This window comes from Limnohabitans sp. TEGF004 (genome assembly GCF_027924965.1).
Classification (GTDB): Bacteria; Pseudomonadota; Gammaproteobacteria; order Burkholderiales; family Burkholderiaceae_C; genus Limnohabitans.
In genome coordinates, this window is the sequence record NZ_AP027056.1 from 2,059,059 (window position 1) to 2,083,813 (window position 24,755).

Genomic DNA, 24,755 nt, shown 5'->3' on the forward strand with positions numbered 1-24,755 from the left:
AAAAAACCATGACCGATTTGAACCAAACCCTGTTTGACCGTGCTGCCAAAGTCATCCCCGGCGGCGTGAACTCGCCCGTGCGCGCGTTTCGCGCCGTGGGCGGCACACCCCGCTTTGTGCAACGCGCACAAGGCGCTTACTTTTGGGATGCCAACGGCCAAAAGTACATCGACTACATCGGCTCTTGGGGCCCCATGATTTTGGGCCACGGCAACCCAGTGGTGTTGGAAGCCGTGCAAAAAGCTGCCTTGGATGGCTTCTCATTCGGCGCGCCCACCGAGCGCGAGATTGAACTGGCCGAAGAAATTTTGAAGCATGTGCCTTCTATGGAAATGGTGCGCTTGGTCAGCTCGGGCACCGAAGCCGGCATGAGCGCTTTGCGCTTGGCACGTGGCGCGACGGGCCGCAATAAGTTCATCAAGTTTGAAGGTTGCTACCACGGCCATTGCGATGCTTTGTTGGTCAAAGCAGGTTCAGGCCTCGCCACGTTTGGTAACCCCACCAGCGCAGGCGTGCCGCCCGAAGTGGTGCGCGACACACTGGTGCTTGAGTACAACAACATCGCCCAACTCGAAGAAGCATTTGCGCTGCACGGCAAAGAACTGGCCTGCGTGATGATTGAACCCATCGCCGGCAATATGAACTTTGTGCGTGCATCAGTCCCATTTATGAAACGCTGCCGCGAGCTGTGCACCGAGTACGGCGCACTGTTTGTGTTTGACGAAGTGATGACCGGTTTCCGCGTCGCGTTGGGCAGCGCCCAAAGCGTGTACGCCAAACTCATTCCCGGCTTCAAGCCCGACGTGACCGTGCTGGGCAAAGTCATTGGCGGCGGCATGCCGTTGGCCGCGTTTGGTGGCCCGCGCGCCATCATGCAGCAGCTGGCACCTACTGGCCCTGTGTACCAAGCTGGCACTCTTAGCGGCAACCCTGTGGCCACTGCGTGCGGCCTGGCCACCTTGCGCGAAATTGCCAAGCCTGGTTTTTATGAAGCATTGGGTGCGCGCACACAAAGCTTGGTCAACGGCCTCACCGCCGCAGCGGCCAAAGCAGGCGTGCCATTCAGCGGAGACAGCCAAGGCGGCATGTTTGGCTTCTTCTTGTTGCCCGAATTGCCACAAAACTACGCCAAGGTCATGACCAGCGACAGCCCCAAATTCAACAAGCTCTTCCACGGCTTGCTTGACCGTGGCGTGTACATCGCGCCTGCTTTGTACGAAGCAGGCTTTGTGAGCGCAGCACACACTGAAGCTGATATTGCACAAACTGTGGCCGTAGCCGCTGAAGTGTTTGCACAGCTATGAAAAAACTTTTGCTCGCCTTAGTCGTTGTGGCCGCTGCGCCTGCAGCGCTGGCTGACATTTGGATCAACCCAGGTTTTTATTCGCACCATTTCGACAAATCAAAAAACCTGAACAACAGCAACACGGGCTTTGGCGTAGAGGCCACCATCAGCAGCACTTACTCACTCACAGCGGGTGTATTTGAAAACAGCAACCGCGCCACCTCGCATTACGTGGGTGCGTATGTCATGCCATTCAAAGTCGGTGCGCTCAAAGCAGGCGCTGCAGTAGGAGCCTTTGATGGCTATCCCAAAATGCGCAACGGTGGCTGGTTTCCAGCAGTGGTGCCCACCATGGCCATCGAAGGTCGACGCGTCGGCTTGAACATCAGCTTGATTCCCAAAGTCAGCGACAACGTCAACAGCGCTATTGCCTTTCAACTCAAATTCAACATCGCGCCGTAAGGCGTTTTCTTCTCTCGTCCTTCCCGGGCGCATTTCCCCACAAGGACTTTCATGAAAAAAACATTCCAGCTCCAAGTCGAAGGCAAACACCCAGAGCGTTTGCTTGAAGCCATCAAGCACGACATTCGCAAATACCTCAAGCGAGAGCGCCGTCGCGATGTACCCGAAGGCGCAGACTTCTGGGACTTCGATTGCAAATTTGGCTTGACCGAAGAAGCCGCCGAAGTGGTGCACTTGGCCAACGTCATCACCTGCATCGACAACGCTGTGGCGAATCAAGCCACGCAGTTTTATGTGGAGCTGCTGGCCAAGCCTGGCGTGCGCACCAAGCGCCCTGCCAGCGAAGCGCTGGAACATCAAGAGCGCCACGCCTTTGACGGCTTGGATGATGACAACAACGATTGATCATGGATGGATGCTTGCGTTGATTGGCAAGCCACCACAAAAAAGCCACCTTCTCAGGTGGCTTTTTTTCGCTCGTTCAAAAGCTCCATGCTTATTCGTTTAATGAGTCAGCTTGCGCTGCCGCTGCAGCCGCACGCAGCTTGTCTTTCTTACTAGGCCGTGAACCTTTGATGCCGCCCGTGCCGTCATTCAGTGGTGATGCCGGTGGCGGCACTTCGGTCGGTTCAAAACCTTCAAGCACTTCCACAGGCAACTGCACTTTGGCGCGCTTTTGAATCAGCTGCCAATGCGCCAGGGTGGCTGCAGTGACAAAACTTGCCGCTTCGCCACTCGCGCCCGCACGGCCTGTGCGACCAATGCGGTGGGTGTAGTCAGTGGCTGAGCGTGGCAGGTCGTAGTTGACCACCACGGGCAGCTGCGCAATGTCGATGCCGCGTGCCGCGAGGTCGGTGGTGACCACCACTTCCCAGCGCTCTTCCTTGAACTCGGCCAGCACATCTTGGCGTGCGCCTTGGCTCATCTCGCCATGAAACGCAGTGGCAAACACGCCCGCTTTGTAGAGCTTATTGGCCACATGCTCACACGCGTAGCGCGTGGCCACAAACACCAACACGCGCTTCCATTCGTGGGTTTTGATGAGGTGGCGCAATAAGGTCGTGCGGCTTTTTTCGTCCACTTGAATTGCGCGTTGCGCGATGTCGGGCGCATGCGCTTCGGTGTGGGCAATGGTGACGCGCTCGGGGTTGTGCAGCAGCGCTTCGGCCAAGGTTTGCACCGCGGGCTCGAAGGTGGCGCTGAACAACAAGTTTTGTCGCTTGGCAGGCAGCAGCGCCAAGATGCGTTGCAACTCTTCGGCAAAGCCGAGATCGAGCAAGCGGTCGGCTTCGTCCAACACGAGGTGCTGCACATGGCCGAGGTTCAAAGCGTTGTGGTCGACGATGTCGAGCAAACGGCCGGGGGTAGCAACCACCACATCAGCACCGCTGCGCAGGCTCATCATTTGGGGGTTGATCGACACGCCACCAAACAACGTGCCCACTTTGATGGACTGTGCGAGGGGCCGCGCCAAGTCGCGCAGCACATCGCTCACCTGTGTGGCGAGCTCGCGTGTGGGGACGAGCACCAGCACTTGGGTGGTGCGCTTCTTAGGTGCTTCGTCACGCGAAACGGCTGTGGCCATGAGCAGCTGCAACACGGGCAGCACGTAGGCGGCCGTTTTGCCAGAGCCAGTTTGCGCAGTGGCCAGTACATCGCGGCCATTGAGCACAGGGCCAATGGCTTCGACTTGCACAGGTGTGGGCGTTGTAAAGCCTGCTTGAGCAGCAGAGCTTTGCAGCTCGGTGTTGAGGCCAAGCTCAGCAAAGCTCAGGATAGATTGCGCCGCATCAAGCGGCGCGTTGGTGTGGTCAATGTTCAATGTGGGCGATCAATGACGGAAGTGACGCACACCGGTGAACACCATCGCTACGCCACGCTCGTTGGCCGCGTCGATAACTTCTTGGTCGCGCATCGAGCCACCAGGCTGGGCCACGCAGGTCGCGCCTGCATCCACCACCACATCGAGGCCATCGCGGAATGGGAAGAAGGCGTCGCTCGCGACCACGGTGTGTTGCAAGCTGAGCTTGGCGGCTTCGGCCTTGATGCTGGCGATGCGGGCAGAATCCAAACGGCTCATTTGGCCTGCACCCACGCCCATGGTCATGCCGTTTTTGCAGAATACGATGGCGTTGGATTTGACGAACTTGGCCACTTTCCAGGCGAACAACAAGTCGTTCAGCTCTTCGGGGGTGGGTTGTTTGACGGTGACGATCTTCAGGTCAGCCAAAGCCAACTCGTGGTTGTCAGCACTTTGCAGCAGAAGGCCTGAGCCCACGCGTTTGGTTTCCAAAGCGTTGCGCACGTCGCCGTAGTTGGCGGGCAGCGCGATTTTCATCAAGCGCACATTGACTTTGCTATTGAACACTTCCAGCGCTTCGGCGCTGAAGTCGGGGGCCATGAGCACTTCGACAAACTGCTTACTCACCGCTTCGGCAGCTGCTTTGTCCACAGGGCGGTTGAAGGCGATGATGCCGCCAAACGCGCTGGTGGGGTCGGTTTGGAAAGCCTTGCTGTAGGCCTCAAGCGGGTTTGCACCCACGGCTACGCCGCAGGGGTTGGCGTGTTTGACGATCACACAGGCTGAGGTGTCGAAACTCTTCACACATTCCCAAGCGGCATCGGCGTCGGCGATGTTGTTGTAGCTCAGCTCTTTGCCTTGCAGCTGCACGCCGGTGGCGAGTGAGCCAGCAGCGGGTGCGAGGTCACGGTACCAAGCAGCTTGCTGGTGGCTGTTTTCGCCGTAGCGCAGGTCTTGCACTTTGACGTATTGCTCGTTGAACTGGCCGCTGAACTGAGCGCGTTCGGGCACGTAGTCTTCGCTCAGTTTTTCTGCTTCAAAGTTCACGCTCGACAAGTAGTTGCTGATTGCACCGTCGTATTGGCTGATGCGGTTGAACGCGGCCACAGACAAAGCAAAGCGCAGTTTGTCGCTCAACTTGCCAGTGGCTTTCAACTCAGCTATCACGTCCGCGTATTGGCTGGCGTCGGTAACGATGCCCACGTCTTTCCAGTTCTTGGCGGCAGAGCGCACCATGGCGGGGCCGCCGATGTCGATGTTCTCGATCGCGTCAGCCAGTGTGCAACCGGGCTTGGCCACGGTGGCTTCAAACGGATACAGGTTGACGATGAGCAAATCAATCGTGTCGATGTTGTGTGCCTTCAAAGCAGCCATGTGCTCGGGCGTGTCGCGACGCGCCAGCAAGCCTCCGTGCACTTTGGGGTGCAAGGTTTTCACACGGCCATCGAGCATTTCGGGGAAACCGGTGACTTCGGCCACTTCGGTCACGGGCAAGCCTTGTTCGGCCAAGAGCTTGGCAGTGCCGCCGGTGGAGATGAGGCCCACGCCCAAGGCGTGCAAGTCACGCGCGAGTTCGACGATACCGGTTTTGTCAGAGACGGAGATGAGTGCTTTCATTTGGGGCGCAGTCTTATTTGATGAGTTTGTGATCGAGAAGTTTTTTACGCAGCGTGTTGCGGTTGAGGCCCAGCCATTCGGCGGCGCGTGACTGGTTGTGGTCGGCGTGCTGCATCACCACTTCGAGCAGCGGTTTTTCAACGACGCGCACCATCATGTCGTGCATGTTGTCGGGCTCTGTGCCTTTGAGGTCGCGGAAATAGGTTTCGAGGCTGGCACGTACCACCTCTTCAATGTGTTTTTTACTCATGCAAAGCTAAGGGTTCTACTAATAAAACAGGTTCGGGCAAGCGCTCATGACGCTCGGCCAAGTCATCGAAGAAGGCAGCCACGGCGCGGTGTTGCGACGCGCTGTCTTCTAGGGTGTTCATGTGTTGGCGAAACGCCTCGCCACCGGGCAAGCTGCGGATGTACCAAGCTATGTGTTTGCGGGCGCTGCGCACGCCGGTGCTCTCGCCATAGAGGGCGTAGTGCTCGTCGAGGTGCGCCAGCAACAAGCGACTCACCTCTTCCACCAAAGGCTGAGCCAAATGCTCGCCCGTGGCCAAGTAATGCGCGATTTCGCGGAATATCCAAGGGCGGCCTTGGGCGGCGCGGCCAATCATCAGCGCGTCTGCGCCGGTGAGCTTTAAAACTTCTTTGGCTTTCTCGGGCGAATCAATGTCGCCATTGGCTACCACGGGCACGTGCACGGCTTGCTTCACAGCGGTGATGGTGTCGTACTCGGCAAAGCCTTTGTAGCCTTGCTCACGGGTGCGGCCGTGCACGGTGATCATTTGCACGCCTGCGGCTTCGGCAGCGCGGGCCAAGGCCACGGCGTTTTTGTGTGCGTCGCACCAGCCGGTGCGCATCTTCAAGGTCACGGGCACGTTGTGGGGCTGCGCAGCATCGACCACCGCTTGCACGATGGACATGGCCAGTGGCTCGTCTTGCATCAAGGCCGAGCCCGCCCATTTGTTGCACACCTTCTTAGCGGGGCAACCCATGTTGATGTCGATGATTTGTGCACCGCGCTCAATGTTGTACACCGCCGCCTCGGCCATCATGGCCGCGTCAGTGCCTGCAATTTGCACGGCGATGGGACCGCTCTCGCCCGTGTGGTCGGCGCGGCGCGAGGTTTTGAGGCTGGTCCACAAGTCTTTGCGCGAGGTGACCATCTCGCTCACCGCATAGCCTGCGCCCAACTGTTTGCACAACATGCGAAACGGCCGGTCGGTCACGCCAGCCATCGGCGCGACAAACAGGTTGTTTGCCAGTGTGTATGGACCGATGTGCATGGGGTGGGAAGAAGTGAGGGGTGCTTAAAAAGGAGGCGTCATTGTACCTGCCCAAAATTTCAGCATGTGGTCTAAAAATGACCATTTTGTAAGGCTTGGCGAAGAATGAGCACTTGTCGTCACTACACTGGCGGGCATGGAAATTTGGATGCAATCTGTGTTGGCCGCCTTGGCCCTGCCCGAATACGGCCTGAGCACCGTGTTTGTGGTGTCGCTGGTGTCAGCCACCTTGCTGCCCATGGGCTCGGAACCTGTGGTGTTTGGCTTGGTCAAACTCAACCCCGAATTGTTTTGGCCCGCTGTTCTTGTGGCCACCGCTGGCAACACCATTGGCGGCGCTATCAGTTGGTGGATGGGCCACGGCGCGCACAAGGTGCGCGACAAACTGCGCCACAAAGAAACATCCGCCCAAGACGCCCGCGCTCTGCGCTGGCTGCACGCCTTAGGTCCCAAAGCGTGCTTACTCAGTTGGTTGCCTGGCGTGGGCGACCCGTTGTGCGCCGTGGCCGGCTGGCTGCGCCTGCCCTTTTGGCCCTGTGTGGCGTACATGGCGGTGGGCAAGTTTGCGCGGTACTTGGTGATGACAGGTGGGTTGCTTTGGGTGTTTCCGCAGCATTGGGGAATTGGTTAGTTCAACGCTTATTTCAGAAAAAATTTACATCTCTGGGTTAATCTTAAAATCCATGGTTTGCTGCATCCTTCCTTCGAAGGCAGCCCTTCTCCTACTCACGCCTCTTTAAATGTCTAACAACAACACCCCCGCCACGCCAGAAGCCGCTCCCGTCGACGAAAACCAACTCATTGCCGAGCGTCGTGAGAAGCTCAAGGCCATGCGCGAGCGTCAAGCCAAGGGCCAAGGCGTTGCCTTCCCGAACGATTTCAAACCCGCGCACCACGCCGCCACTTTGCACGAGCTGCATGGCGACAAGACCGCCGAGGTGTTGACCGAAGAAGGCCAGTTCGCCAAAGTGGCGGGCCGCATGATGCTCAAACGCGTGATGGGCAAGGCCAGCTTTGCAACGCTGCAAGACAGCACAGGCCGCATCCAGATTTACGTCACACGTGATGACGTGAGCGAAGAGCTCTACACCGATTTCAAACACTGGGATTTGGGTGACATCGTGGCTTGCGAAGGCAAGTTGTTCAAAACTCGCACCGGCGAGTTGTCGATTCACGCCACCAGCATCCGCATGCTGACCAAGAGCCTGCGCCCCATGCCCGACAAGTTCCACGGCGTGGCTGACCAAGAAATCAAATACCGCCAACGCTACGTCGATTTGATGACGGACGAAACCGCACGCAAGCGCTTTGTGGCGCGTAGCCGCGCGGTCAGCGGCATTCGCGACTTCATGGTGCAACACAACTTCCTCGAAGTCGAAACGCCCATGCTGCACCCCATCCCCGGCGGTGCGAATGCCAAGCCGTTCACCACGCACCACAACGCGCTGGACCAAGAAATGTTCTTGCGCATCGCGCCTGAGTTGTATTTGAAGCGCTTGATCGTGGGCGGCTTTGAGCGCGTGTTTGAGATCAACCGCAACTTCCGTAACGAAGGTATCTCGGTGCGCCACAACCCCGAGTTCACCATGATGGAGTTTTACGCCTCATATTGGAACTACCAAGACCTGATGCACTTCACCGAAGAGCTGGTGCGCGACGCTGCCATGAAGGCCGCTGGCACCTTGCTGCTGACCTACGGCGGCAAAGCGGTGGACCTGAGCCAACCTTTCGAGCGCCTCACGATTCGTGAAGCCATCCTCAAGCACACCGAAGCTGGCGACAACGTGGACAACATCACATGGTTGATCAACGCTTTGCAAAAACTCGGTTTCAAAGAAGAGAAAGACAAACTCAGCACACGCAGCTTGGCCAGTCTGCAAGTGATGTACTTTGAAGAGACGGTAGAAGACAAGCTGTGGCAGCCCACCTTCATCTGCGAGCACCCCGTGGAAATTTCACCCTTGGCCCGCGCCAGCGACAGCAAGCCCGATGTGACCGAGCGCTTTGAGCTCTACATCACAGGCCGCGAATTCGGCAACGGCTTCAGCGAGTTGAACGACGCTGAGACCCAAGCCGCCCGCTTTCACGCTCAAGTGGCCGCCAAAGACAGCGGCGACGACGAAGCGATGTTCTACGACCACGACTTTGTGCGCGCCCTCGAGTACGGCATGCCCCCAACAGGCGGCTGCGGCATTGGCATTGACCGCTTGATGATGTTGCTGACTGACAGCCCCAGCATCCGCGACGTCATTTTGTTCCCAGCTTTGCGCCGCGAAGCATAAACACGCTGCGCAAAACAAAACGCCTCTTAGCGATTCGCTTAGAGGCGTTTTTTATTGGGCGTATTCAATTTAGAAAAACTGTTTGTACGCGATCGCGCCTAGGCCCACAAAAGCCAGCGCCAGCCCAACCACCATGAAGCGCAGTGTTTGACGCAAGCCACTCACGGCTGACACCAAGCCAGCGTTTTGCTCGGCCAGTTCGCTCACGGTTTGGGTGAGTTGTATTTGGCGCTGTTGCAGCGCGTCGATTTGCACAGCAGCCGCAAGCAATCGGTTTTTCAGCTCGCCCAAGCTCGGCACGTCATCGTGCATGTTGGGTGTGGCCATCGACGATGGCGCTACATCTGCAGGTTTTCGCGCCATCAAATCGCGCGCTTTTTCAAGCACGCCTGGCGCGTGAGAAATCACATCACCCCAAGGGATGACTTTGAGTGCGGAGAGCCAGGGGATTGCCATGCTTATTGGGGCTGAAAGCCGCTGTTCTTAATCAGCTTGGTCCACACCTGTGTGTAAGCACGTTCGCGTTGCTCCAACTGGTGTGAGTTCATGTAGCCCACCGTCAAGCCCATTTTGGTGAGCTGGTCGTGCACATCGGGCATGGCCAACACTTTGGACAAAGCAACGCCAAAGTGATTGATGGTGGCTTGCGGTGTGCCTGCGGGCGCGAAGATGCCGTAGTAAGGCATGTCGTCCAAGCCACTCAAACCCAGTTCGCCAAAGGTGGGCACATCGGGCAACGCGGCTTGGCGCTTGGCACCCAACACGGCCACCACACGCACTTTGCCGGCCTTGTGGTTTTCAATGAAGTCAGGCACTGAGCCCACGCCTGCAGCAATTTGGTTGCCCAGCATGTCGGCCATCATGGGTGCGCTGCCGCGATATGGCGCAGAGACCAAATCGAGCTTGAACTTGTCGCCCACCACTTTCACTAAAAACTCTGGTGTGGAGGCCGGTGCAGGAATACCCACCGCGCCTTTGCCGCCTTGAGTTTTGACCCAAGCCAAGTATTCGGTGAATGTCTTAGCAGGTGTGCCACCCGACACGGCGTAGGCGTTCACAAAGGTGGCAAAGCCAGCCACGGGGGCGAAGTCTTTGGCAGGCTCGTAGCCTGGGTTCTTGACCACCAAAGGCAAGATGGAAATGGTGTGGTCATGCGAGAGGAACAGCACCGTGCCGTCCGCAGGTGCAGCCTTCAAGGCTTGGGCTGCCAACTGGCCACCTGCACCTGGTTTGTTTTCGACCACCACGGTGGTGCCCAACTCGTCTTTGAGTTTGTCAGCCAAGATGCGGGCCACCGCATCGGTGCCGCCGCCGGGTGGAAAGCCCACCATCAGCTTGATGGGTTTGGCGTTTTGTGCAGCAGCCAAGCCGCAGCTCAAGGCCAAGGCTAGGACGGCAAAGTGACGACGTGAAGGAAACATGGCGGAACTCCTTTGAGAAAACAAATAGATCAAACTTGATCGGGATTATCAGCAGGTGCCACGCCGTCTGGATTTTGGCTGTGGTCTGGCTCAGCGTTCATGTCTGGGTTTTGGCCAAACTCACCATCGGGTGAAGTTTTGCGGGCATCGCGCTCGCGCAGTTTTTCTTCTTTTTTCTTCTTCTTGGCTAACTCGCGTTGGCGTTTTTCGTAGTTGTAATTAGGCGTTGCCATGTGAGCTTTCGTGGGTGGTGGTGGATGTGCGTGCGAATTAAGGCAACAGGTCCAAAGCCCGCAAGTATGCGGGGTGAGTCATCAGCGCGTCCCAAGCTAGCGGCGAAGTTTTGGGCAGCAGTGTGCGACGGCGTTGTTCGCTGGCGTCACTGGCGTGCCATTGGTTTTTGACGAGGCGTTCGGTCAAACCTTCCAGCATCTCGTCCACCGCATGGCCGTCGCCAATGCTTTGGTTGCACAAGAGCACAAGGTCGCAGCCTGCATTCAGTGCGGCCACCGCGGCTTCGGCAAAGCTGACCGAGCGGCCATCGATGCGGCGTGCGCCTTCCATCGACAAATCGTCGCTAAAGATCGCGCCATTGAAATGCAGCTGACCGCGCAAGATGTCTTGCAACCAACGGGGCGAAAAGCCTGCGGGCAAGGCATCCACCTTGGGGTAGATGACGTGTGCGGGCATGACGCTGGTGAGCGTGGTGGTGAGCCATTGGTAAGGCAAGGCACAGTCGCCCAAGATGGCTTTGAGGCTACGCTTGTCGACAGGGATGTCCACATGCGAATCGGCTTTGACAAAGCCGTGGCCAGGAAAGTGTTTGCCGCAATTGGCCATGCCAGCCAGTAACAAACCGTGCATGACGTTCTTAGCCAGCGTGGTGGCCACGCGCGGGTCGCGATGGAAGGAGCGGTCACCAATCACGCCACTCTCGCCGTGGTCGAGGTCAAGCACGGGGGTGAAGCTGAAGTCCACACCGCAGGCGCGCAGCTCGCTGGCCAGCACGTAGCCGCTGGCGGTGGCGGCGTCCATGGCGGCCATTGCGCCGCTGCCGTTCTTAAATTCCCCAGTGACGCCTTTTTGGTCTGTCATCCACAGCTCGCCCAAAGCGCGCATGGGTGGGATGTGTGTGAAGCCATCGTTGCGAAAGCGCTGCACACGCCCGCCTTCGTGGTCTACGCAAATGAGTAAGTCAGAGCGCACGGCCTTGATGTCGGCGCACAGCTGGGTGAGCTGTTGGCGATTGGCCCAGTTGCGGCCAAACAAAATGATGCCGCCCGTGAGCGGGTGCTTCAAACGCTTGCGGTCAGCTGCGGTGAGCTGAGTGCCTGCGATGTCAAGAATGAAAGGTGCATGGTGAGACATAAATCAAATGTTTGTTTTAGTTGTTCTTTTCAACAACACAATAACTTGTCGCGTAATCAGACTCATCGCTCACGCTGACGTGGGCGCTCAGGCCTTTGGCTTCAAACCATTCTTTGAGCACGCCGTGCAGCACGATGGTGGGCTGGCCGCTGGGCAGTTTGGCTACTTCGCACAAGCGCCACGTCATGGGCATGCGCATGCCCATACCAATGGCTTTGCTGAAGGCTTCTTTGGTCGAGAAACGTGTGGCCACATAACGCACACCGCGCTCGGGCCAACGCTCGCTGCGGGCGCGATAGGTATTTAGCTCGTTGTCGCTCAGCACTTTTTGCGCAAAGCGCTCGCCGTGCTTGTCCAAAGACGCACGGATACGGCGAATGTCGCAAATGTCAGTGCCGATGCCGTAAATCATTGATCGCCTCAAGCCTGCGGCATGCACGCGTTGTACGCGCGAACAGTTTCTGTGTAGCCAATCTCTAACGCATCAGCAATCAGGGCGTGGCCAATCGACACCTCTTGGACGCCGGGCACGGTGGTGAGAAAGGTGTGAAGGTTGTCACGGTTCAGGTCGTGGCCGGCGTTGATGCCAAGGCCCACAGCCAAAGCAGCTTCGGCAGTGGCTTTGAATGCAGCCAACACTTCGGTTTGTTTTGGTGTGCCGTAAGTCGAGGCATAGCTCTCGGTGTACAGCTCCACGCGGTCAGCGCCTACGGCTTTGGCCGCGGCCATCGCTTCAGGGATGGGGTCCATGAACAAGCTCACGCGCGCACCCAAAGCTTTGGCTTCGTCAATGAGCGGCTTCAAGCGCTCGGCATCTTGCGGAAAGGTCCAGCCATGGTCGCTGGTGAATTGGCCTTCGCTATCGGGCACAAAGGTCACTTGATGGGGGCGCACTTGGCGCACAAAGTCCATCAGGTTGTGAAACGGGTTGCCTTCAATGTTGAACTCGCGGTCGGGCCAAGCTTTCAACAAAGCCGCCAAGTCATGCACATCACCACCGCGGATGTGTCGCTCGTCAGGACGAGGGTGCACGGTGATACCCGCAGCGCCCGCCTCTAAGCACAGCGTGGCTGCGCGTGTGACGCTGGGAATACCCAAATGGCGCGTATTGCGCACCAAGGCCACTTTGTTGAGGTTGACCGACAGGGCTGTTTGTGTGTGTTTGGACATTGCGTAAATCAAAGGGATTGCAGGTCAATCATCATCTGCCGTGTGCGCAGTGTTTTGACCCCGCAATGGTAGTGCAGCAAGGCCCGTAGCTGGCCCTGCAAGGCGTTGCGTTGCTCTGGGGGCATCTCGGCACACAAACGCAGCGTGGCGGTGAATGGCGAGTCTGTCGACAAGCTGTCGTGCAGCTGCAGCCACACGCCGCCAGCCAAGCCTGTGCGGTCTTGTGCGTTATGCGTGCGCAAGCCGCCTTCGGCCACCAGCACATACAAGGCGTCGGGCTGCAAAGGGCTCAGGGTCAAGGTTTGGGCGTTGAGCTCGGGCAAGAAGCCGATGTCGCGCAACAGCAGCAGCTCAAAGGCGCGCAGCGCGGGGGCAATCGTGCCCTCGTGGCCCGAGGCCAGCACTTGCACCACTTGGCGGTACAGGTCAAACAAACTGGGGTGCGGATCGTCACGCGCCAGCAGGCGCAACAACAACTCGTTGATGTAGTAGCCCGACAGCAGCGCCTCGCCCGTGGGCATGATGTGGCCGCCGACCCATTCAGCGCCCTTCAAGGTGCGAATTTCGGCATCGCCCGAATAGCTGACGTACAGCGGCTGCAAGGGCAGCAAGACAGGGCGAAAGTTGGAGCTGGGTTTTTTAGCGCCTTTGGCCACCAAAGCCACCCGACCAAAGTGGCGGGTGAAGGTTTCCAAAATCAAACTGGACTCGCTCCAGTCGTAGCGGTGCACCACGAACGCGGGCTCGTCCTGAATGCGGGGAATGCCCCGCGACATCGTGAAGGTGCTGGATTTACTCGTAGCCAAAGCTACGCACCCGCGCTGCATCGTCGGCCCAACCCGAGCGCACTTTGACCCACAGCTCTAAGAACACTTTGGCGTCGTAGAGTTTTTCTAGCTCGGTGCGGGCTTCCATGCCCATGCGCTTCAAGCGCTCGCCTTTGTCGCCAATGACCATGGCTTTGTGGCCATCGCGCTCGACCACGATGGTGGCCGCAATGCGCACCAAGCGCTTGACACCTTTGGTCTTGCCCTTTTCTTCTTCGAACTTGTCAATGATGACGGTCGAGGTATAGGGCAATTCGTCACCGGTGAGGCGGAACAACTTCTCGCGCACCATTTCGGCGGCCATGAATTTTTCGCTGCGGTCGGTCAGCTCGTCAGCGGCATACATCCACGCTTGCTCGGGCAGGTACTTTTCGCAAATGCCTAAGAGGCGCTGCACGTCTTTTTCGTTCTTGGCCGACATGGGCACGATTTCGGCGAAGGGGTGACGCTCTTGCATGGCTTGCAGCCACAGCATGATGTCGGCACGATTTTTCATCGTGTCGAGTTTGTTGGCAATCAACAGGGTGGGAATGCCTTTGGCCAGCAGCGACAGCACGCGCTCGTCGGCGGGTGTGAAGCTACCTGCCTCGACCACCAAGACCACCAAGTCCACATCGCCCACCGCACCTTGGACGGTTTTGTTGAGCGACTTGTTCAGGGCGTTGCCGTGAATGGTTTGAAAACCAGGCGTGTCCACAAACACAAACTGCGACGCGCCTTCGGTGTGCATGCCCGTGATACGGTGGCGCGTGGTTTGTGCCTTGCGTGAGGTGATGCTGATTTTTTGACCGACCAAGGCGTTGAGCAAGGTCGACTTGCCCACGTTGGGTTTGCCCACGATGGCGATCAGGCCACAGCGTTGGTCAGCCGGAGCCACCGCCGCTTGGCTGGCCACCACACGGTTGCCTTTGCTGGCGGCCAGCATGGCGTCGATGTCTTGGAGGGATTGTTCGTTGTTTGGAGTGGTCGCCATTATTTGAGCCCGTTGTCTTTAATCACTTGGAGCATGGCTGCTGCGGCGGCTTGCTCTCCTGCGCGGCGCGAGCCGCCAATGCCACGCTCGCAGCGGGCTAGTTCTGGAACTTCACATTCCACATCAAACGTTTGTTTGTGCGCGGCGCCTAAGGTGCCGACCACACGGTAAATGGGCAACTTGAACTTGCGTGCTTGCAGCCATTCTTGTAATTCAGTTTTGGCGTCTTTGCCCACGGCTTGCATGTCGGGGTTGATTTCCACCTTGGCAAAGATGCGTTGCACCAAAGCGTCTGCGGCCACGTAACCTGCGTCGAGGTACACCGCACCCAATACAGCTTCGAGGGCATCGGCCAAGATGGAGGGGCGCTTTTGGCCACCTGAGTTCATCTCGCCCTCGCCCAAGCGCAGGATGCCAGATAAGCCCAGTTCAACTGCCAAGTGATGCAAGGTGTCTTGCTTGACCAAGTTGGCGCGCACGCGGGACAGATCACCTTCGGGCAAAGTGCCGAGCTGCTTGTAGAGCATATTGGCCACGGCCAAGTTGAGCACCGAGTCGCCTAAAAACTCCAAGCGTTCATAGTGGTCAGAGCTGAAGCTGCGGTGCGTCAACGCCTGCGTGAGCAACGCAGGGTTTTGAAAGGTGTACTCCAAGCGCGCTTGAAGCGTCTCAAGGATTTGTTGTTGAGACAGGCTGGGTCGGTCTGAGCGTGAGCGTGATGTCATTGAAATGCGCCGATGCGCGAGAGGCTGCCAAAGTTCATCCAAACAAAGAAGGCTTTGCCCACGATGTTTTTCTCTGGCACGAAGCCCCAGTAGCGCGAGTCGAGTGAGTTGTCGCGGTTGTCACCCATCATGAAGTAGTGGCCTGCGGGTACTTTGCAGGTCACACCTTCGACGGTGTAGTGGCAGTTATCTTTGAATGCAAAGTCTTCCGCACCCGGAATGAACGAAGGACGGTCCTTGTCGTTCAGCAGGTTGTGGATGCGCATGTCCTTCATCTCAGAAGGCTTGGAGCCCACAGGCAGCTTTTCTTCAAACTGCGTGATGTAGCGCATGCTGTCTTGCTCAAAGAAATCAGCACGCGGTGCTTTGGTGACGGGCTGGCCGTTGATGGTGAGCTGCTTGTTGAGGTAAGCCACTTCGTCGCCGGGCACGCCAATGACACGCTTGATGTAGTCCAAGCTAGGCTTGGGTGGGTAACGAAACACCATCACATCGCCGCGCTGCACAGGGTTGCCATCGGTCAGCTTGGTGTTGAGCACAGGCAAGCGCACGCCGTAATGAAACTTGTTGACCAAAATCAGGTCGCCCACATGCAAGGTGGGAATCATCGAACCGGATGGGATTTTGAAAGGCTCAAATAGAAACGAGCGCAACACAAACACCACAGCGATGACGGGGAACAACCCTGCTGTCCAATCCAGCCACCAAGGCTGCATGTACAGACGCTCTTTGGCTTCGGTCACGTTCACATCGGTTTGGGTGATGCCTTGGGCATGCAACTCGGCGGTGCGTTTGTCGGCTTGGGCTTGCAGGGCATCAGCAGCAGCTTTGCGCTGGGGCAAGAAGTAGAACTGCTCAGCCAACCAGTAAATACCAGTGACAACTGTGGCCATGAACATGAGCAAGGCAAAGTTGCCTTCGATCATGCCCAGATACCAAGAACCAGCGTAGCCCACTAAGGCTGCCAGTACGAATGCGGTCAACGTAGCCATTAATCCTCCACCTGCAAGATGGCCAAGAAGGCTTCTTGCGGAACTTCCACCGAACCAATTTGCTTCATGCGCTTCTTACCTGCTTTTTGCTTCTCAAGCAGCTTGCGTTTGCGGCTGATGTCGCCGCCGTAGCATTTTGCCAGCACGTTTTTGCGCAAAGCCTTGATACTTTCACGCGCAATGATGTTGGAGCCAATGGCGGCTTGAATCGCCACGTCAAACATTTGACGGCTGATGATCTCGCGCATCTTGGCCACCACAGCACGGCCACGGTAAGTGGCTTGTGTGCGGTGCACGATGATGGACAAGGCATCGACCTTCTCGCCGTTGAGCAAGATGTCGACCTTCACCACGTCAGAGGCGCGGTACTCTTTGAATTCATAGTCCATCGAGGCATAGCCGCGCGAGACTGATTTGAGCTTGTCAAAGAAGTCGAGAACGATTTCGCCCAAAGGCATCTCGTACGTCAACATCACTTGGCGACCGTGGTACGCCATGTTCATTTGCACGCCGCGCTTTTGGTTGGCCAGTGTCATCACTGCGCCCACATAGTCTTGCGGCATGTACAAATGCACCGTCACGATGGGCTCACGAATTTCGTGCAACTTGCCTTGATCCGGCATCTTGGCGGGGTTCTCCACCATGACCACTTCGCCGTCAGGCATCTTCACTTCATACACCACGCTGGGTGCGGTGGTGATCAGGTCTTGGTCAAACTCACGCTCTAAGCGCTCTTGCACGATTTCCATGTGCAACAGGCCCAAGAAACCGCAGCGGAAACCAAAGCCCAGCGCTTGCGACACTTCTGGCTCGTATTGCAATGAGGCATCGTTGAGCTTGAGCTTTTCCAGCGCGTCGCGCAGGCCGTCGTATTGGTTGGCTTCGGTGGGGTACAGACCCGCGAACACCTGAGGTTGAATTTCTTTAAAACCAGGCAAGGCTTGCTCGGCAGGGCCTAAGTTATTTGGCAACTTCTTTTCCAAGGTGATGGTGTCACCCACCTTGGCGGCTTGCAGCTCTTTGATACCCGCAATGATGTAGCCCACTTGGCCGGCTTCGAGCGACTGACGTGGCTCGTTGGCGGGGGTGAACACACCGAGGTTGTCGGCGTTGTAGACGGCCTCGGTGGCCATCATCTTGAAACGTTCGCCCTTGCCCAAACGGCCATCGACCACACGCACCAACATCACCACGCCCACGTAACTGTCAAACCAGCTGTCGATGATCATGGCGCGCAGTGGCGCGTCTTTGTTACCTTGCGGTGGCGGCATTTTGGCGACCACGGCTTCTAAGATTTCATCAATGCCCAAACCTGTTTTGGCTGAGCATGGAATGGCGTCGGTGGCATCAATGCCAATGACGTCTTCAATTTCTGCTTTCGCGTTGTCTGGATCTGCGTTGGGCAAATCCATTTTATTGAGCACGGGGACCACCTCCACACCGAGGTCGAGTGCGGTGTAGCAGTTGGCCACCGTTTGTGCTTCCACACCTTGTGAAGCATCGACGACAAGCAACGCGCCTTCGCATGCAGAGAGTGATCGCGACACTTCATAAGAGAAGTCAACGTGACCCGGTGTGTCGATCAAATTCAGGTTGTAAATCTGACCGTCTTTCGCTTTGTATTGCAGTGCAGCGGTCTGCGCTTTGATAGTTATCCCACGCTCTTTTTCGATGTCCATCGAGTCAAGAACTTGCGCGGACATGTCGCGTTCTTCAAGCCCGCCGCAACGCTGAATCAAACGATCTGCCAACGTAGATTTGCCGTGATCGATGTGGGCAATGATTGAGAAGTTTCTGATGTTGTTCATCAACGGGAACACTTAAGTGATTGAATTCAAAGGGAGATACGCCAAGAAAAAAGGGCGCGTCATGTGCTGACGCGCCCAGAACCAACAAGCAATGGCAACTGCATAAGTCGGGAGTTCATTGTAGGCAAAAACCCCAAATTGCACAGCGGTCTCAACATGACCGTGGCCTCGTTGCGGGTTCGCAACATGAATTTATCCACAACTTATTAACATTTTGACAAAGGGGTTTTTGGACAACTTGTGGGTGATCTGTGGAGCACCTGTGGAGTCTGTCAACCAATCCCGTATCGTGGAGTTTTGGGCTTGCGATATATCGCAAAAGAGCATTCAGCCCCTCGATTCTATACAAAAAGGGCTTGAACACATTATTTAAGTTAGCAAGCACCAACTTAAAAACTATTTTTCACAACCTCAAAAATAGTTTGTGACTCTCACCATTCCCGACTTCAGTCTAGGGACTTAACGCGCAGGTCGAATGACTGTGTATTGCGCCCACTCGCCTCGACGAATCAACAGACTCACGGGTTTGCTGCGGTCCAGCTTGGCTGTCAGGGCTTCAAGGGTTTGCACATTGAGTGTTTCGATGTTAGCCAGCGCCAAAATCACATCGCCCTCTTGAATGCCTGCACGTGAAGCAGGCTCAGCCACAGCATCCACACGCACACCGCCACGCAGTTTGAGTTCTTTCTTCTGCGCGTCCGTCAGCTCGCCCACTGTCAGACCCAACACCTTGGTGACGTTACCTGTTTGAGGCTTCTCTGTGGCTGCCGCCTTCTTCAAAGGCTTGTCGGCTTCGAACTCACCCACGGTGATGTACATGTCTTTCACACTGCCACGGCGCCACACCTGTATGGCGCTGCGCGTACCTGGCTTGGTGTTGCCCACCATGCGCGGCAAGTCGGTGGACTTTTCGATGGCTTTGCCCTCGAACTTCAAGATGATGTCGCCGGGCTCTAAGCTCGCTTTCTCCGCAGGCGAGCCCTGCTCTACGCCGCGCACCAAAGCACCTTGGGCTTTGGATAAGCCCAGTGACTCGGCCACTTCTTTGTTCACTTGGTCAATCTGCACACCCAAACGACCGCGCTGCACTTTGCCAGTGGCACGCAGCTGCTCGCTCACGCGCACAGCTTCGTCAATCGGAATGGCAAACGAGATGCCCATGAAGCCACCCGAGCGCGAATAAATTTGGCTGTTGATGCCCACCACTTCGCCACGCATGTTAATGAGCGGGCCGCCCGAGTTGCCGGGGTTGATGGCTACATCAGTTTGGATGAACGGCAAATAGTCGCCCGTGTCGCGTTGCTTGGCACTCACGATGCCTGCAGTGACCGAGTTATCCAAACCAAAGGGCGAACCAATCGCCATGACCCACTCGCCCACTTTGAGTCGGTTCACATCGCCGATTTTCACGGCGGGCAAGCCAGTGGCATCAATCTTGACGACCGCCACATCGGTGCGCTTGTCGGAGCCCACGATGCGGGCTTTGAACTCGCGTTTGTCGGGCAAAGTGACCAACACTTGGTCAGCACCATCAACCACGTGTGCATTGGTCATCACAAAGCCATCGGCTGACAAGATGAAGCCCGAACCCACACCTTTGGGCTGCGCCTCTTCAGGCTGGCCACGACGCTGCTGACGAGGTGTGTTGGGGTTGTTAGGAATAGGCATGGGCACGCCAAAGAAGCGGCGAAAGAACTCTTGCATCTCCGCATCGGGCTCATTGCCTTGCACATCACGCACAGCGGTTTTCTCCAAGGTACGGATGTTCACCACTGAAGGCCCAACCTGCTCCACCAACTCGGTGAAATCAGGCAAGCCTTTCACAATCTGCGCAGCGGCAGGCTGCACCAGAGCCACTTGAAGACCCGTGGCCCATAAAGAGGCGCACAACAAGCCCAGCGAGAGCGAACGTTTCAATACCAATGGTCGTGCCATGTTTGTTTCCTTCATCACTTATTGGTGCGCTGGTACACAGCGCGACGTAAATCTTGCCAACGGTTGTCTGAGGCTTGCAAGCCCAGCCACAACCAAAGCGGTTTGGCGTGCAGTGTGTCAGATGCGGGTAGCCAACGTAAAAGCAAGGCTTTTTGCACATCTAGCGCCACATGCACGTCGCCCAAAGCATCTTCAAGACCTAAGCCTTGGTCATGCAAACACCAGACCTGACCATCCCAAGTGAGCGTTCCTGCTTGACCCAGCACACGCGATCCCAAAATTAAGCCGAGCGCTGCGGCGGCAACTGCCAAATACCAAGTTGCAGTCAAACCTTGGTTGAACGCCCAAGCCAACAACACCGCCGACGTCAGCACCATAAAAAACGCATAAAGCCAACGCTGAAAAGCACAACGCCCCACCGGATATGAAACCGATGGGGCGTTGTGCATGGCGAAAGCCTTAGACGCGTTTGAAAACTAACGCGCCGTTGGTGCCGCCAAATCCGAAGTTGTTTTTGAGGGCCACATCAATCTTCATGTCGCGTGCTGTATTGGCACAGTAGTCCAAGTCACACTCGGGGTCTTGGTTGAAGATGTTGATGGTGGGTGGGCTCTTTTGGTGATAAATCGCCAAAGCCGTGAACACACTCTCAATGCCGCCAGCGCCGCCCAACAAGTGGCCGGTCATCGACTTGGTCGAGTTAACCACCGTCTTCTTGGCGTGATCGCCCAAAGCTGCCTTGATAGCGTTGGTTTCGTTGATGTCACCCAGAGGTGTGGATGTACCGTGTGCGTTCAAGTAGTCGACTTGATCCGCATTCACGCCTGCGTTACGCAAAGCGCTGAGCATGGCTCGGCGTGGACCGTCCATATTAGGTGCAGTCATGTGACCCGCATCTGCACTCAGGCCATAGCCACCGAGTTCAGCGTAAATTTTGGCGCCACGCTTTTTGGCGTGTTCGTACTCTTCGAGCACCATAACGCCAGCACCTTCGCCCAAGACGAAGCCATCACGGTCGCGGTCCCAAGGGCGCGAAGCAGTGGCGGGGTCGTCGTTGCGGGTTGACAGTGCACGCATGGAGGCAAAGCCACCCACGCCCAAGGGAGACATGCAGCCCTCAGAGCCGCCTGCAATCATCACGTCGGCATCGCCGTACTCAATGTGACGACCGGCTTCGCCGATGCTGTGCAAGCCTGTGGTACAGGCTGTGACCACGGCCAAGTTAGGGCCCTTAAAGCCGTAACGCATGGACACGTGACCAGAAATCATGTTGATGATGGACGCTGGCACAAAGAAAGGCGAAATACGACGTGGGCCTTTGGCCAACATTTCGTCATGCATGCTTTCAATCAGCGGCAAGCCGCCAATGCCAGAGCCGATCACGACGCCAATGCGCGTCGCTTCTTCTTCGCTCAGGGCTTCGCAGGTGGCGAGGCCTGAATCTTGAACCGCTTGCACCGCCGCAGCAATGCCGTAATGAATGAACTTGTCCATAGCACGCGCCTCTTTGGGAGGGATGTATTGGTCAAGGTCTAGATCTTTCACTTCACCAGCAAAGTGGCAATTGATGCCAGACGCGTCGAAACGCGTGATGTTGGCAATGCCAGATTTACCAGCTAAAAGATTGGCCCAAGCGTCTGCCACCGTGTTACCCACGGGGCTGATACAACCTAGGCCGGTCACGACGACGCGACGACGGCTCATGCGGTGCTTCCTAGTAGTTAGGCTTTTTTGTGGGTCAACGCGTAGTCAATCGCGTTTTGCACGGTGTTGATTTTTTCGGCATCTTCGTCTGGGATTTCAATACCAAACTCATCTTCCAATGCCATCACCAATTCCACTGTGTCCAGGGAGTCAGCACCCAAATCGGCCACGAAGGCTTTTTCGTTGGTAACTTGAGACTCTTCAACGCCGAGTTGTTCAGCAATGATTTTTTTGACACGCAGTTCGATATCGCTCATGGATTCCCTCTAAGGGTTGTGAATAAGACCGCTATTTTAACCGGACGGACTGACCGTATTGATTCTGTTACTTGTTTTGATGCAAATGACTTTACGCCATGAACATGCCGCCGTTGACATGCAACTCTTGGCCCGTCACATAACTGGCGTGTGCGCCAGCCAAATAGGCCACAGCGTGTGCAATGTCAGCAGGCTTGCCGAGGTGCCCCAGCGGGATTTGGCCCAGCAAGGCTTTTTGTTGTTCTTCAGGCAATGAAGCCGTCATGTCGGTTTCGATGAAGCCTGGAGCCACACAGTTGACCGTGATGCCACGGCTGCCTAACTCACGCGCCAATGCGCGGGTCATGCCAGCCACACCGGCCTTGGCCGCCGCGTAGTTGGCTTGACCTGGGTTGCCAGATGCGCCCACCACGCTGGTGATGCTGATGATGCGGCCATAACGCTGCTTCATCATGGGACGCATGACGGCGCGTGACATGCGGAATACGGCTTTGAGGTTGGTGTCGAGCACAGCATCCCAATCGTCATCCTTCATACGCATGGCCAAGGTGTCGCGGGTGATGCCGGCGTTGTTCACCAACACATGCAATGCGCCGTGGTCTTTGGTGATTTGTTCTAACAAGGCGTCGATGGCCGCTGAGTCGTTGACGTTCAGGTTCGCACCGCGGCAACCTGCGTGGGCAGACAAAGCTTGGGTAATTTTGGCAGCGCCGTCGTCCGACGTGGCCGTGCCGATGACCAAGTAGCCTTGTTGGGCCAACTCTTGGGCAATGGCGGCACCGATGCCGCGCGAAGCGCCCGTCACCAAGGCAATGTGTTGTTTGTGTTCGCTCATCTTGTTCTCTTCTAATTAAGCCAGCGCAGTTTTGACTTCAGCCAAGCTGGCGGGGTCAAACAAAGGCAAGCCTGTTAAATCTGCATCAATGCGTTTGACCATGCCAGCCAAGACCTTGCCTGGGCCGCACTCGACCAAGGTGGTCACGCCACGCGCCTTGATGGCGGCCACGCACTCGACCCAACGCACGGGGCCAAAGGCTTGGCGGTAGAGGGCGTCACGCATGCGGTCGGCGTCGGTCTCTACCGTCACGTCGATGTTGTTCACCACCGGAATTTGCGCTGCGGCAAAGCTGGTGGCAGCTAATTTTTCTTTCAGGCGATCCGCCGCAGGCTTCATCAGGCTGGAGTGAAAAGGTGCAGACACAGGCAAAGACAAGGCGCGCTTCGCGCCATTGGCTTTGAGGACTTCACACGCTTTTTCAACGGCGGCTTTGCTGCCTGCAATCACGGTTTGGCCTGGGTCGTTGAAGTTCACAGCCTCCACCACTTCGGCAGAACCTGCACCAAAAGTAGCTTGCGCTTCGGCGCAACCTGCAATCACTTGCGCAGCCGTCATACCCAAAATGGCAGCCATGGCGCCTGTACCCACGGGCACGGCTTCTTGCATGGCTTGTGCGCGGAAACGCACCAGCGGTGCAGCTTGCGCCAGTGTCAACACACCAGAAGCGACCAAAGCAGAGTACTCACCCAAAGAGTGGCCAGCCACTACAGATGGCACAGCGCCACCTTCAGCCAACCAAGCGCGATAAGCCGCCACGGCAGACACCAACATCACAGGCTGCGTGTTGGTGGTCAAGCCCAAAGCTTCTTTAGGGCCTTCGTGGATCAGCTTGGCAATGTCTTCGCCCATGGCATCAGATGCCTCAACCAAAGTTTGAGCAACCACAGGGTTATCGCCCCAAGCGTCGAGCATGCCGACGGATTGAGAGCCTTGACCTGGAAATACAAAAGCAAATGAAGTCATAAGGTATTTGAAAAGTTTGTCACACCAAGTCTTGCGCAGACTTACAGCTTGACGAGCACGGCGCCCCACGTGAAGCCACCACCCACGCCTTCGAGCATGAGGGTTTGACCAGGCTTCACCTGGCCGCTGCGCACCGCTTTGTCCAACGCCAGCGGAATCGATGCCGCCGAGGTGTTGCCATGATCGTGAACGGTCAAAACGACCTTTTCCATAGGTAGTTTCAGCTTCTTAGCTGTACTTTGAATGATGCGGATGTTGGCTTGATGCGGTACCAGCCAATCGATGTCAGCCTCTGTCAAGCCAGCTTTGTCCAGCACGGTGCGGGCCGCACCTTCAAGCAAGCCGACAGCCAGCTTGAACACAGCTTGGCCGTCCATCTTGAGCACAGGGTCGCCCAAGATGTTGCCGTTGCGCACATGGCCTGGCACACACAAAATACCCACATGCTTGCCATCAGCATGAATGTCGGTCGCCAAGATGCCAGGCGTCTCAGAGGCTTCAAGCACAACTGCACCAGCGCCGTCACCAAACAACACACACGTGGTGCGGTCTTGGAAATCGAGCAAGCGCGAGAAAATTTCAGAACCCACCACCAAAGCGCGTTTGGCGTTGCCCGCGCGAATCATGGCGTCGGCCACGGTCAGCGCATAAATAAACCCGCTGCACACCGCTTGCACGTCAAACGCAGGAGCGCCAGCAATACCGGCTGCGTCTTCGTCCAACTGGGCCAGCTTGTGTTGCAAGATAGCGGCGGTGGATGGGAACACCATGTCCGGCGTGGACGTGGCAACAATGATGAGGTCAATGTCTTGGGGACGGCGACCCGCGGCGTCGAGTGCTTGTTTGCAAGCCTCAAAAGCCAAGTCGCTGCTGTTCATCTCTGGTGCCGCGAAATGGCGGGCGCGGATGCCTGTGCGCTCAACAATCCATTCGTCAGAGCTTTCCACACCTTGTGCGGCCAGTTCTGCGACCAAGTCTGCGTTGGTCAACCGGCGAGGTGGGAGAAAACTTCCGGTGCCAGTGATTCGGGAGAAAAGGGTCATTAATCAG

The 24,755-nt window shown here is 56.8% G+C and carries 27 protein-coding genes; 5 read left to right on the forward strand and 22 right to left on the reverse strand.

Translation table 11 applies throughout. From position 1 onward, the window contains the following. Positions 1–8 precede the first annotated feature (8 nt). From hemL to LINBF2_RS10035, 3 genes are read left to right on the forward strand one after another with little or no spacing between them, the layout of a single operon-like run. The gene (hemL, locus tag LINBF2_RS10025) at positions 9–1,304 is read left to right on the forward strand and encodes a glutamate-1-semialdehyde 2,1-aminomutase (RefSeq protein ID WP_281888582.1); all 1,296 of its coding nucleotides are present in this window, start codon (positions 9–11) and stop codon (positions 1,302–1,304) included. Then, on the forward strand, positions 1,301–1,747 hold the full coding sequence (locus tag LINBF2_RS10030) for a hypothetical protein (RefSeq protein ID WP_281888584.1): 447 nt from the start codon (positions 1,301–1,303) through the stop codon (positions 1,745–1,747). Before hemL ends, LINBF2_RS10030 begins: the two co-directional genes overlap by 4 nt. A gap of 51 nt (positions 1,748–1,798) precedes the next feature. After that, positions 1,799–2,152, forward strand: a complete 354-nt coding sequence (locus LINBF2_RS10035; RefSeq protein WP_104801379.1) for a DUF6172 family protein — start codon at positions 1,799–1,801, stop codon at positions 2,150–2,152. A 91-nt stretch (positions 2,153–2,243) separates the two neighbouring features. On the opposite strand, the gene LINBF2_RS10040 is transcribed toward LINBF2_RS10035, so the two are convergent. Genes LINBF2_RS10040 through dusB form a run of 4 tightly spaced genes read right to left on the reverse strand, consistent with a single transcriptional unit; the run spans position 2,244 to position 6,442 of the window. Continuing rightward, the gene (locus LINBF2_RS10040) at positions 2,244–3,521 is read right to left on the reverse strand and encodes a DEAD/DEAH box helicase (protein ID WP_281891321.1); all 1,278 of its coding nucleotides are present in this window, start codon (positions 3,519–3,521) and stop codon (positions 2,244–2,246) included. Between the two features lie 57 nt (positions 3,522–3,578). After that, entirely contained in the window at positions 3,579–5,165 is a 1,587-nt protein-coding gene (purH, locus tag LINBF2_RS10045; RefSeq protein ID WP_281888587.1) for a bifunctional phosphoribosylaminoimidazolecarboxamide formyltransferase/IMP cyclohydrolase, read from the reverse strand. Positions 5,166–5,178: 13 nt separating this feature from the next. Beyond that, positions 5,179–5,415, reverse strand: a complete 237-nt coding sequence (locus LINBF2_RS10050) for a helix-turn-helix domain-containing protein (protein WP_104801377.1) — start codon at positions 5,413–5,415, stop codon at positions 5,179–5,181. Continuing rightward, positions 5,408–6,442 carry a tRNA dihydrouridine synthase DusB gene (gene dusB / locus LINBF2_RS10055; RefSeq protein ID WP_281888590.1) on the reverse strand — a complete coding sequence of 345 codons (1,035 nt, stop codon included), beginning with the start codon at positions 6,440–6,442 and terminating at the stop codon, positions 5,408–5,410. The genes LINBF2_RS10050 and dusB overlap by 8 nt, the downstream gene beginning before the upstream one ends. A 136-nt stretch (positions 6,443–6,578) precedes the next feature. Here dusB and LINBF2_RS10060 point away from each other — a divergent pair, with 136 nt between their 5' ends. Both LINBF2_RS10060 and lysS read left to right on the forward strand, forming a co-directional pair. Then, entirely contained in the window at positions 6,579–7,073 is a 495-nt protein-coding gene (locus LINBF2_RS10060; protein ID WP_281888593.1) for a YqaA family protein, read from the forward strand. A gap of 109 nt (positions 7,074–7,182) precedes the next feature. After that, a complete protein-coding gene (lysS, locus tag LINBF2_RS10065; RefSeq protein ID WP_281888595.1) occupies positions 7,183–8,724 on the forward strand; it encodes a lysine--tRNA ligase in 1,542 nt (513 codons plus the stop codon). A gap of 69 nt (positions 8,725–8,793) precedes the next feature. Here the strand turns inward: lysS and LINBF2_RS10070 are convergent, their stop codons facing one another. The 18 genes from LINBF2_RS10070 to LINBF2_RS10155 form a co-directional block, all read right to left on the reverse strand. Further along, the gene (locus tag LINBF2_RS10070) at positions 8,794–9,180 is read right to left on the reverse strand and encodes a hypothetical protein (protein WP_104801373.1); all 387 of its coding nucleotides are present in this window, start codon (positions 9,178–9,180) and stop codon (positions 8,794–8,796) included. A 2-nt stretch (positions 9,181–9,182) separates the two neighbouring features. Beyond that, positions 9,183–10,145 (reverse strand): Bug family tripartite tricarboxylate transporter substrate binding protein, encoded by a 963-nt coding sequence (locus tag LINBF2_RS10075; RefSeq protein ID WP_281888597.1) that lies wholly within the window; start codon positions 10,143–10,145, stop codon positions 9,183–9,185. A gap of 29 nt (positions 10,146–10,174) precedes the next feature. After that, positions 10,175–10,378 (reverse strand): hypothetical protein, encoded by a 204-nt coding sequence (locus LINBF2_RS10080; protein WP_281888599.1) that lies wholly within the window; start codon positions 10,376–10,378, stop codon positions 10,175–10,177. A 37-nt stretch (positions 10,379–10,415) separates the two neighbouring features. Continuing rightward, positions 10,416–11,513, reverse strand: coding sequence for a beta-N-acetylhexosaminidase (gene nagZ, locus LINBF2_RS10085; protein WP_281888601.1), 1,098 nt, complete (start codon positions 11,511–11,513; stop codon positions 10,416–10,418). A gap of 16 nt (positions 11,514–11,529) precedes the next feature. Then, a complete protein-coding gene (gene acpS, locus LINBF2_RS10090) occupies positions 11,530–11,925 on the reverse strand; it encodes a holo-ACP synthase (protein ID WP_281888603.1) in 396 nt (131 codons plus the stop codon). An 8-nt stretch (positions 11,926–11,933) separates the two neighbouring features. Further along, on the reverse strand, positions 11,934–12,683 hold the full coding sequence (locus tag LINBF2_RS10095; protein WP_281888605.1) for a pyridoxine 5'-phosphate synthase: 750 nt from the start codon (positions 12,681–12,683) through the stop codon (positions 11,934–11,936). Positions 12,684–12,691: 8 nt separating this feature from the next. Next, on the reverse strand, positions 12,692–13,459 hold the full coding sequence (gene recO / locus LINBF2_RS10100; protein ID WP_281891322.1) for a DNA repair protein RecO: 768 nt from the start codon (positions 13,457–13,459) through the stop codon (positions 12,692–12,694). Positions 13,460–13,475: 16 nt separating this feature from the next. Next, a complete protein-coding gene (gene era / locus LINBF2_RS10105) occupies positions 13,476–14,483 on the reverse strand; it encodes a GTPase Era (protein ID WP_104801366.1) in 1,008 nt (335 codons plus the stop codon). Continuing rightward, on the reverse strand, positions 14,483–15,208 hold the full coding sequence (rnc, locus tag LINBF2_RS10110; RefSeq protein ID WP_281888607.1) for a ribonuclease III: 726 nt from the start codon (positions 15,206–15,208) through the stop codon (positions 14,483–14,485). Before rnc ends, era begins: the two co-directional genes overlap by 1 nt. Next, positions 15,205–16,200 carry a signal peptidase I gene (lepB, locus tag LINBF2_RS10115; RefSeq protein ID WP_281888609.1) on the reverse strand — a complete coding sequence of 332 codons (996 nt, stop codon included), beginning with the start codon at positions 16,198–16,200 and terminating at the stop codon, positions 15,205–15,207. The genes rnc and lepB overlap by 4 nt, the downstream gene beginning before the upstream one ends. After that, on the reverse strand, positions 16,200–18,008 hold the full coding sequence (gene lepA / locus LINBF2_RS10120; RefSeq protein WP_281888611.1) for a translation elongation factor 4: 1,809 nt from the start codon (positions 18,006–18,008) through the stop codon (positions 16,200–16,202). The genes lepB and lepA overlap by 1 nt, the downstream gene beginning before the upstream one ends. Before the next feature lie 459 nt (positions 18,009–18,467). Then, on the reverse strand, positions 18,468–19,943 hold the full coding sequence (locus LINBF2_RS10125) for a DegQ family serine endoprotease (RefSeq protein WP_281888613.1): 1,476 nt from the start codon (positions 19,941–19,943) through the stop codon (positions 18,468–18,470). 14 nt (positions 19,944–19,957) lie between these two features. After that, positions 19,958–20,392, reverse strand: a complete 435-nt coding sequence (locus tag LINBF2_RS10130; protein ID WP_281888615.1) for a hypothetical protein — start codon at positions 20,390–20,392, stop codon at positions 19,958–19,960. 10 nt (positions 20,393–20,402) lie between these two features. Continuing rightward, a complete protein-coding gene (fabF, locus tag LINBF2_RS10135; protein ID WP_281888617.1) occupies positions 20,403–21,647 on the reverse strand; it encodes a beta-ketoacyl-ACP synthase II in 1,245 nt (414 codons plus the stop codon). 17 nt (positions 21,648–21,664) lie between these two features. Next, on the reverse strand, positions 21,665–21,904 hold the full coding sequence (gene acpP / locus LINBF2_RS10140) for an acyl carrier protein (protein WP_104801359.1): 240 nt from the start codon (positions 21,902–21,904) through the stop codon (positions 21,665–21,667). Between the two features lie 91 nt (positions 21,905–21,995). Next, positions 21,996–22,739 carry a 3-oxoacyl-ACP reductase FabG gene (fabG, locus tag LINBF2_RS10145; RefSeq protein WP_108281955.1) on the reverse strand — a complete coding sequence of 248 codons (744 nt, stop codon included), beginning with the start codon at positions 22,737–22,739 and terminating at the stop codon, positions 21,996–21,998. 15 nt (positions 22,740–22,754) lie between these two features. Further along, complete coding sequence (fabD, locus tag LINBF2_RS10150; RefSeq protein ID WP_104801357.1) at positions 22,755–23,705, reverse strand: ACP S-malonyltransferase; 951 nt, start codon at positions 23,703–23,705, stop codon at positions 22,755–22,757. 41 nt (positions 23,706–23,746) lie between these two features. Next, positions 23,747–24,748: a beta-ketoacyl-ACP synthase III gene (locus tag LINBF2_RS10155; protein WP_281888621.1), complete on the reverse strand. Its 1,002-nt coding sequence runs from the start codon at positions 24,746–24,748 to the stop codon at positions 23,747–23,749. Between the last annotated feature and the right edge of the window lie 7 nt (positions 24,749–24,755).

Excerpts from the sequence above, each read along its gene's own strand:
- hemL (WP_281888582.1), top strand. The coding sequence starts at position 9 with ATGACCGATTTGAACCAAACCCTGTTTGACCGTGCTGCCAAAGTCATC.
- LINBF2_RS10030 (WP_281888584.1), top strand. The coding sequence starts at position 1,301 with ATGAAAAAACTTTTGCTCGCCTTAGTCGTTGTGGCCGCTGCGCCTGCA.
- LINBF2_RS10035 (WP_104801379.1), top strand. The coding sequence starts at position 1,799 with ATGAAAAAAACATTCCAGCTCCAAGTCGAAGGCAAACACCCAGAGCGT.
- purH (WP_281888587.1), bottom strand. The coding sequence starts at position 5,165 with ATGAAAGCACTCATCTCCGTCTCTGACAAAACCGGTATCGTCGAACTC.
- LINBF2_RS10050 (WP_104801377.1), bottom strand. The coding sequence starts at position 5,415 with ATGAGTAAAAAACACATTGAAGAGGTGGTACGTGCCAGCCTCGAAACC.
- dusB (WP_281888590.1), bottom strand. The coding sequence starts at position 6,442 with ATGCACATCGGTCCATACACACTGGCAAACAACCTGTTTGTCGCGCCG.
- LINBF2_RS10060 (WP_281888593.1), top strand. The coding sequence starts at position 6,579 with ATGGAAATTTGGATGCAATCTGTGTTGGCCGCCTTGGCCCTGCCCGAA.
- lysS (WP_281888595.1), top strand. The coding sequence starts at position 7,183 with ATGTCTAACAACAACACCCCCGCCACGCCAGAAGCCGCTCCCGTCGAC.
- LINBF2_RS10070 (WP_104801373.1), bottom strand. The coding sequence starts at position 9,180 with ATGGCAATCCCCTGGCTCTCCGCACTCAAAGTCATCCCTTGGGGTGAT.
- LINBF2_RS10075 (WP_281888597.1), bottom strand. The coding sequence starts at position 10,145 with ATGTTTCCTTCACGTCGTCACTTTGCCGTCCTAGCCTTGGCCTTGAGC.
- LINBF2_RS10080 (WP_281888599.1), bottom strand. The coding sequence starts at position 10,378 with ATGGCAACGCCTAATTACAACTACGAAAAACGCCAACGCGAGTTAGCC.
- nagZ (WP_281888601.1), bottom strand. The coding sequence starts at position 11,513 with ATGTCTCACCATGCACCTTTCATTCTTGACATCGCAGGCACTCAGCTC.
- acpS (WP_281888603.1), bottom strand. The coding sequence starts at position 11,925 with ATGATTTACGGCATCGGCACTGACATTTGCGACATTCGCCGTATCCGT.
- LINBF2_RS10095 (WP_281888605.1), bottom strand. The coding sequence starts at position 12,683 with ATGTCCAAACACACACAAACAGCCCTGTCGGTCAACCTCAACAAAGTG.
- recO (WP_281891322.1), bottom strand. The coding sequence starts at position 13,459 with ATGTCGCGGGGCATTCCCCGCATTCAGGACGAGCCCGCGTTCGTGGTG.
- era (WP_104801366.1), bottom strand. The coding sequence starts at position 14,483 with ATGGCGACCACTCCAAACAACGAACAATCCCTCCAAGACATCGACGCC.
- rnc (WP_281888607.1), bottom strand. The coding sequence starts at position 15,208 with ATGACATCACGCTCACGCTCAGACCGACCCAGCCTGTCTCAACAACAA.
- lepB (WP_281888609.1), bottom strand. The coding sequence starts at position 16,200 with ATGGCTACGTTGACCGCATTCGTACTGGCAGCCTTAGTGGGCTACGCT.
- lepA (WP_281888611.1), bottom strand. The coding sequence starts at position 18,008 with ATGAACAACATCAGAAACTTCTCAATCATTGCCCACATCGATCACGGC.
- LINBF2_RS10125 (WP_281888613.1), bottom strand. The coding sequence starts at position 19,943 with ATGGCACGACCATTGGTATTGAAACGTTCGCTCTCGCTGGGCTTGTTG.
- LINBF2_RS10130 (WP_281888615.1), bottom strand. The coding sequence starts at position 20,392 with ATGCACAACGCCCCATCGGTTTCATATCCGGTGGGGCGTTGTGCTTTT.
- fabF (WP_281888617.1), bottom strand. The coding sequence starts at position 21,647 with ATGAGCCGTCGTCGCGTCGTCGTGACCGGCCTAGGTTGTATCAGCCCC.
- acpP (WP_104801359.1), bottom strand. The coding sequence starts at position 21,904 with ATGAGCGATATCGAACTGCGTGTCAAAAAAATCATTGCTGAACAACTC.
- fabG (WP_108281955.1), bottom strand. The coding sequence starts at position 22,739 with ATGAGCGAACACAAACAACACATTGCCTTGGTGACGGGCGCTTCGCGC.
- fabD (WP_104801357.1), bottom strand. The coding sequence starts at position 23,705 with ATGACTTCATTTGCTTTTGTATTTCCAGGTCAAGGCTCTCAATCCGTC.
- LINBF2_RS10155 (WP_281888621.1), bottom strand. The coding sequence starts at position 24,748 with ATGACCCTTTTCTCCCGAATCACTGGCACCGGAAGTTTTCTCCCACCT.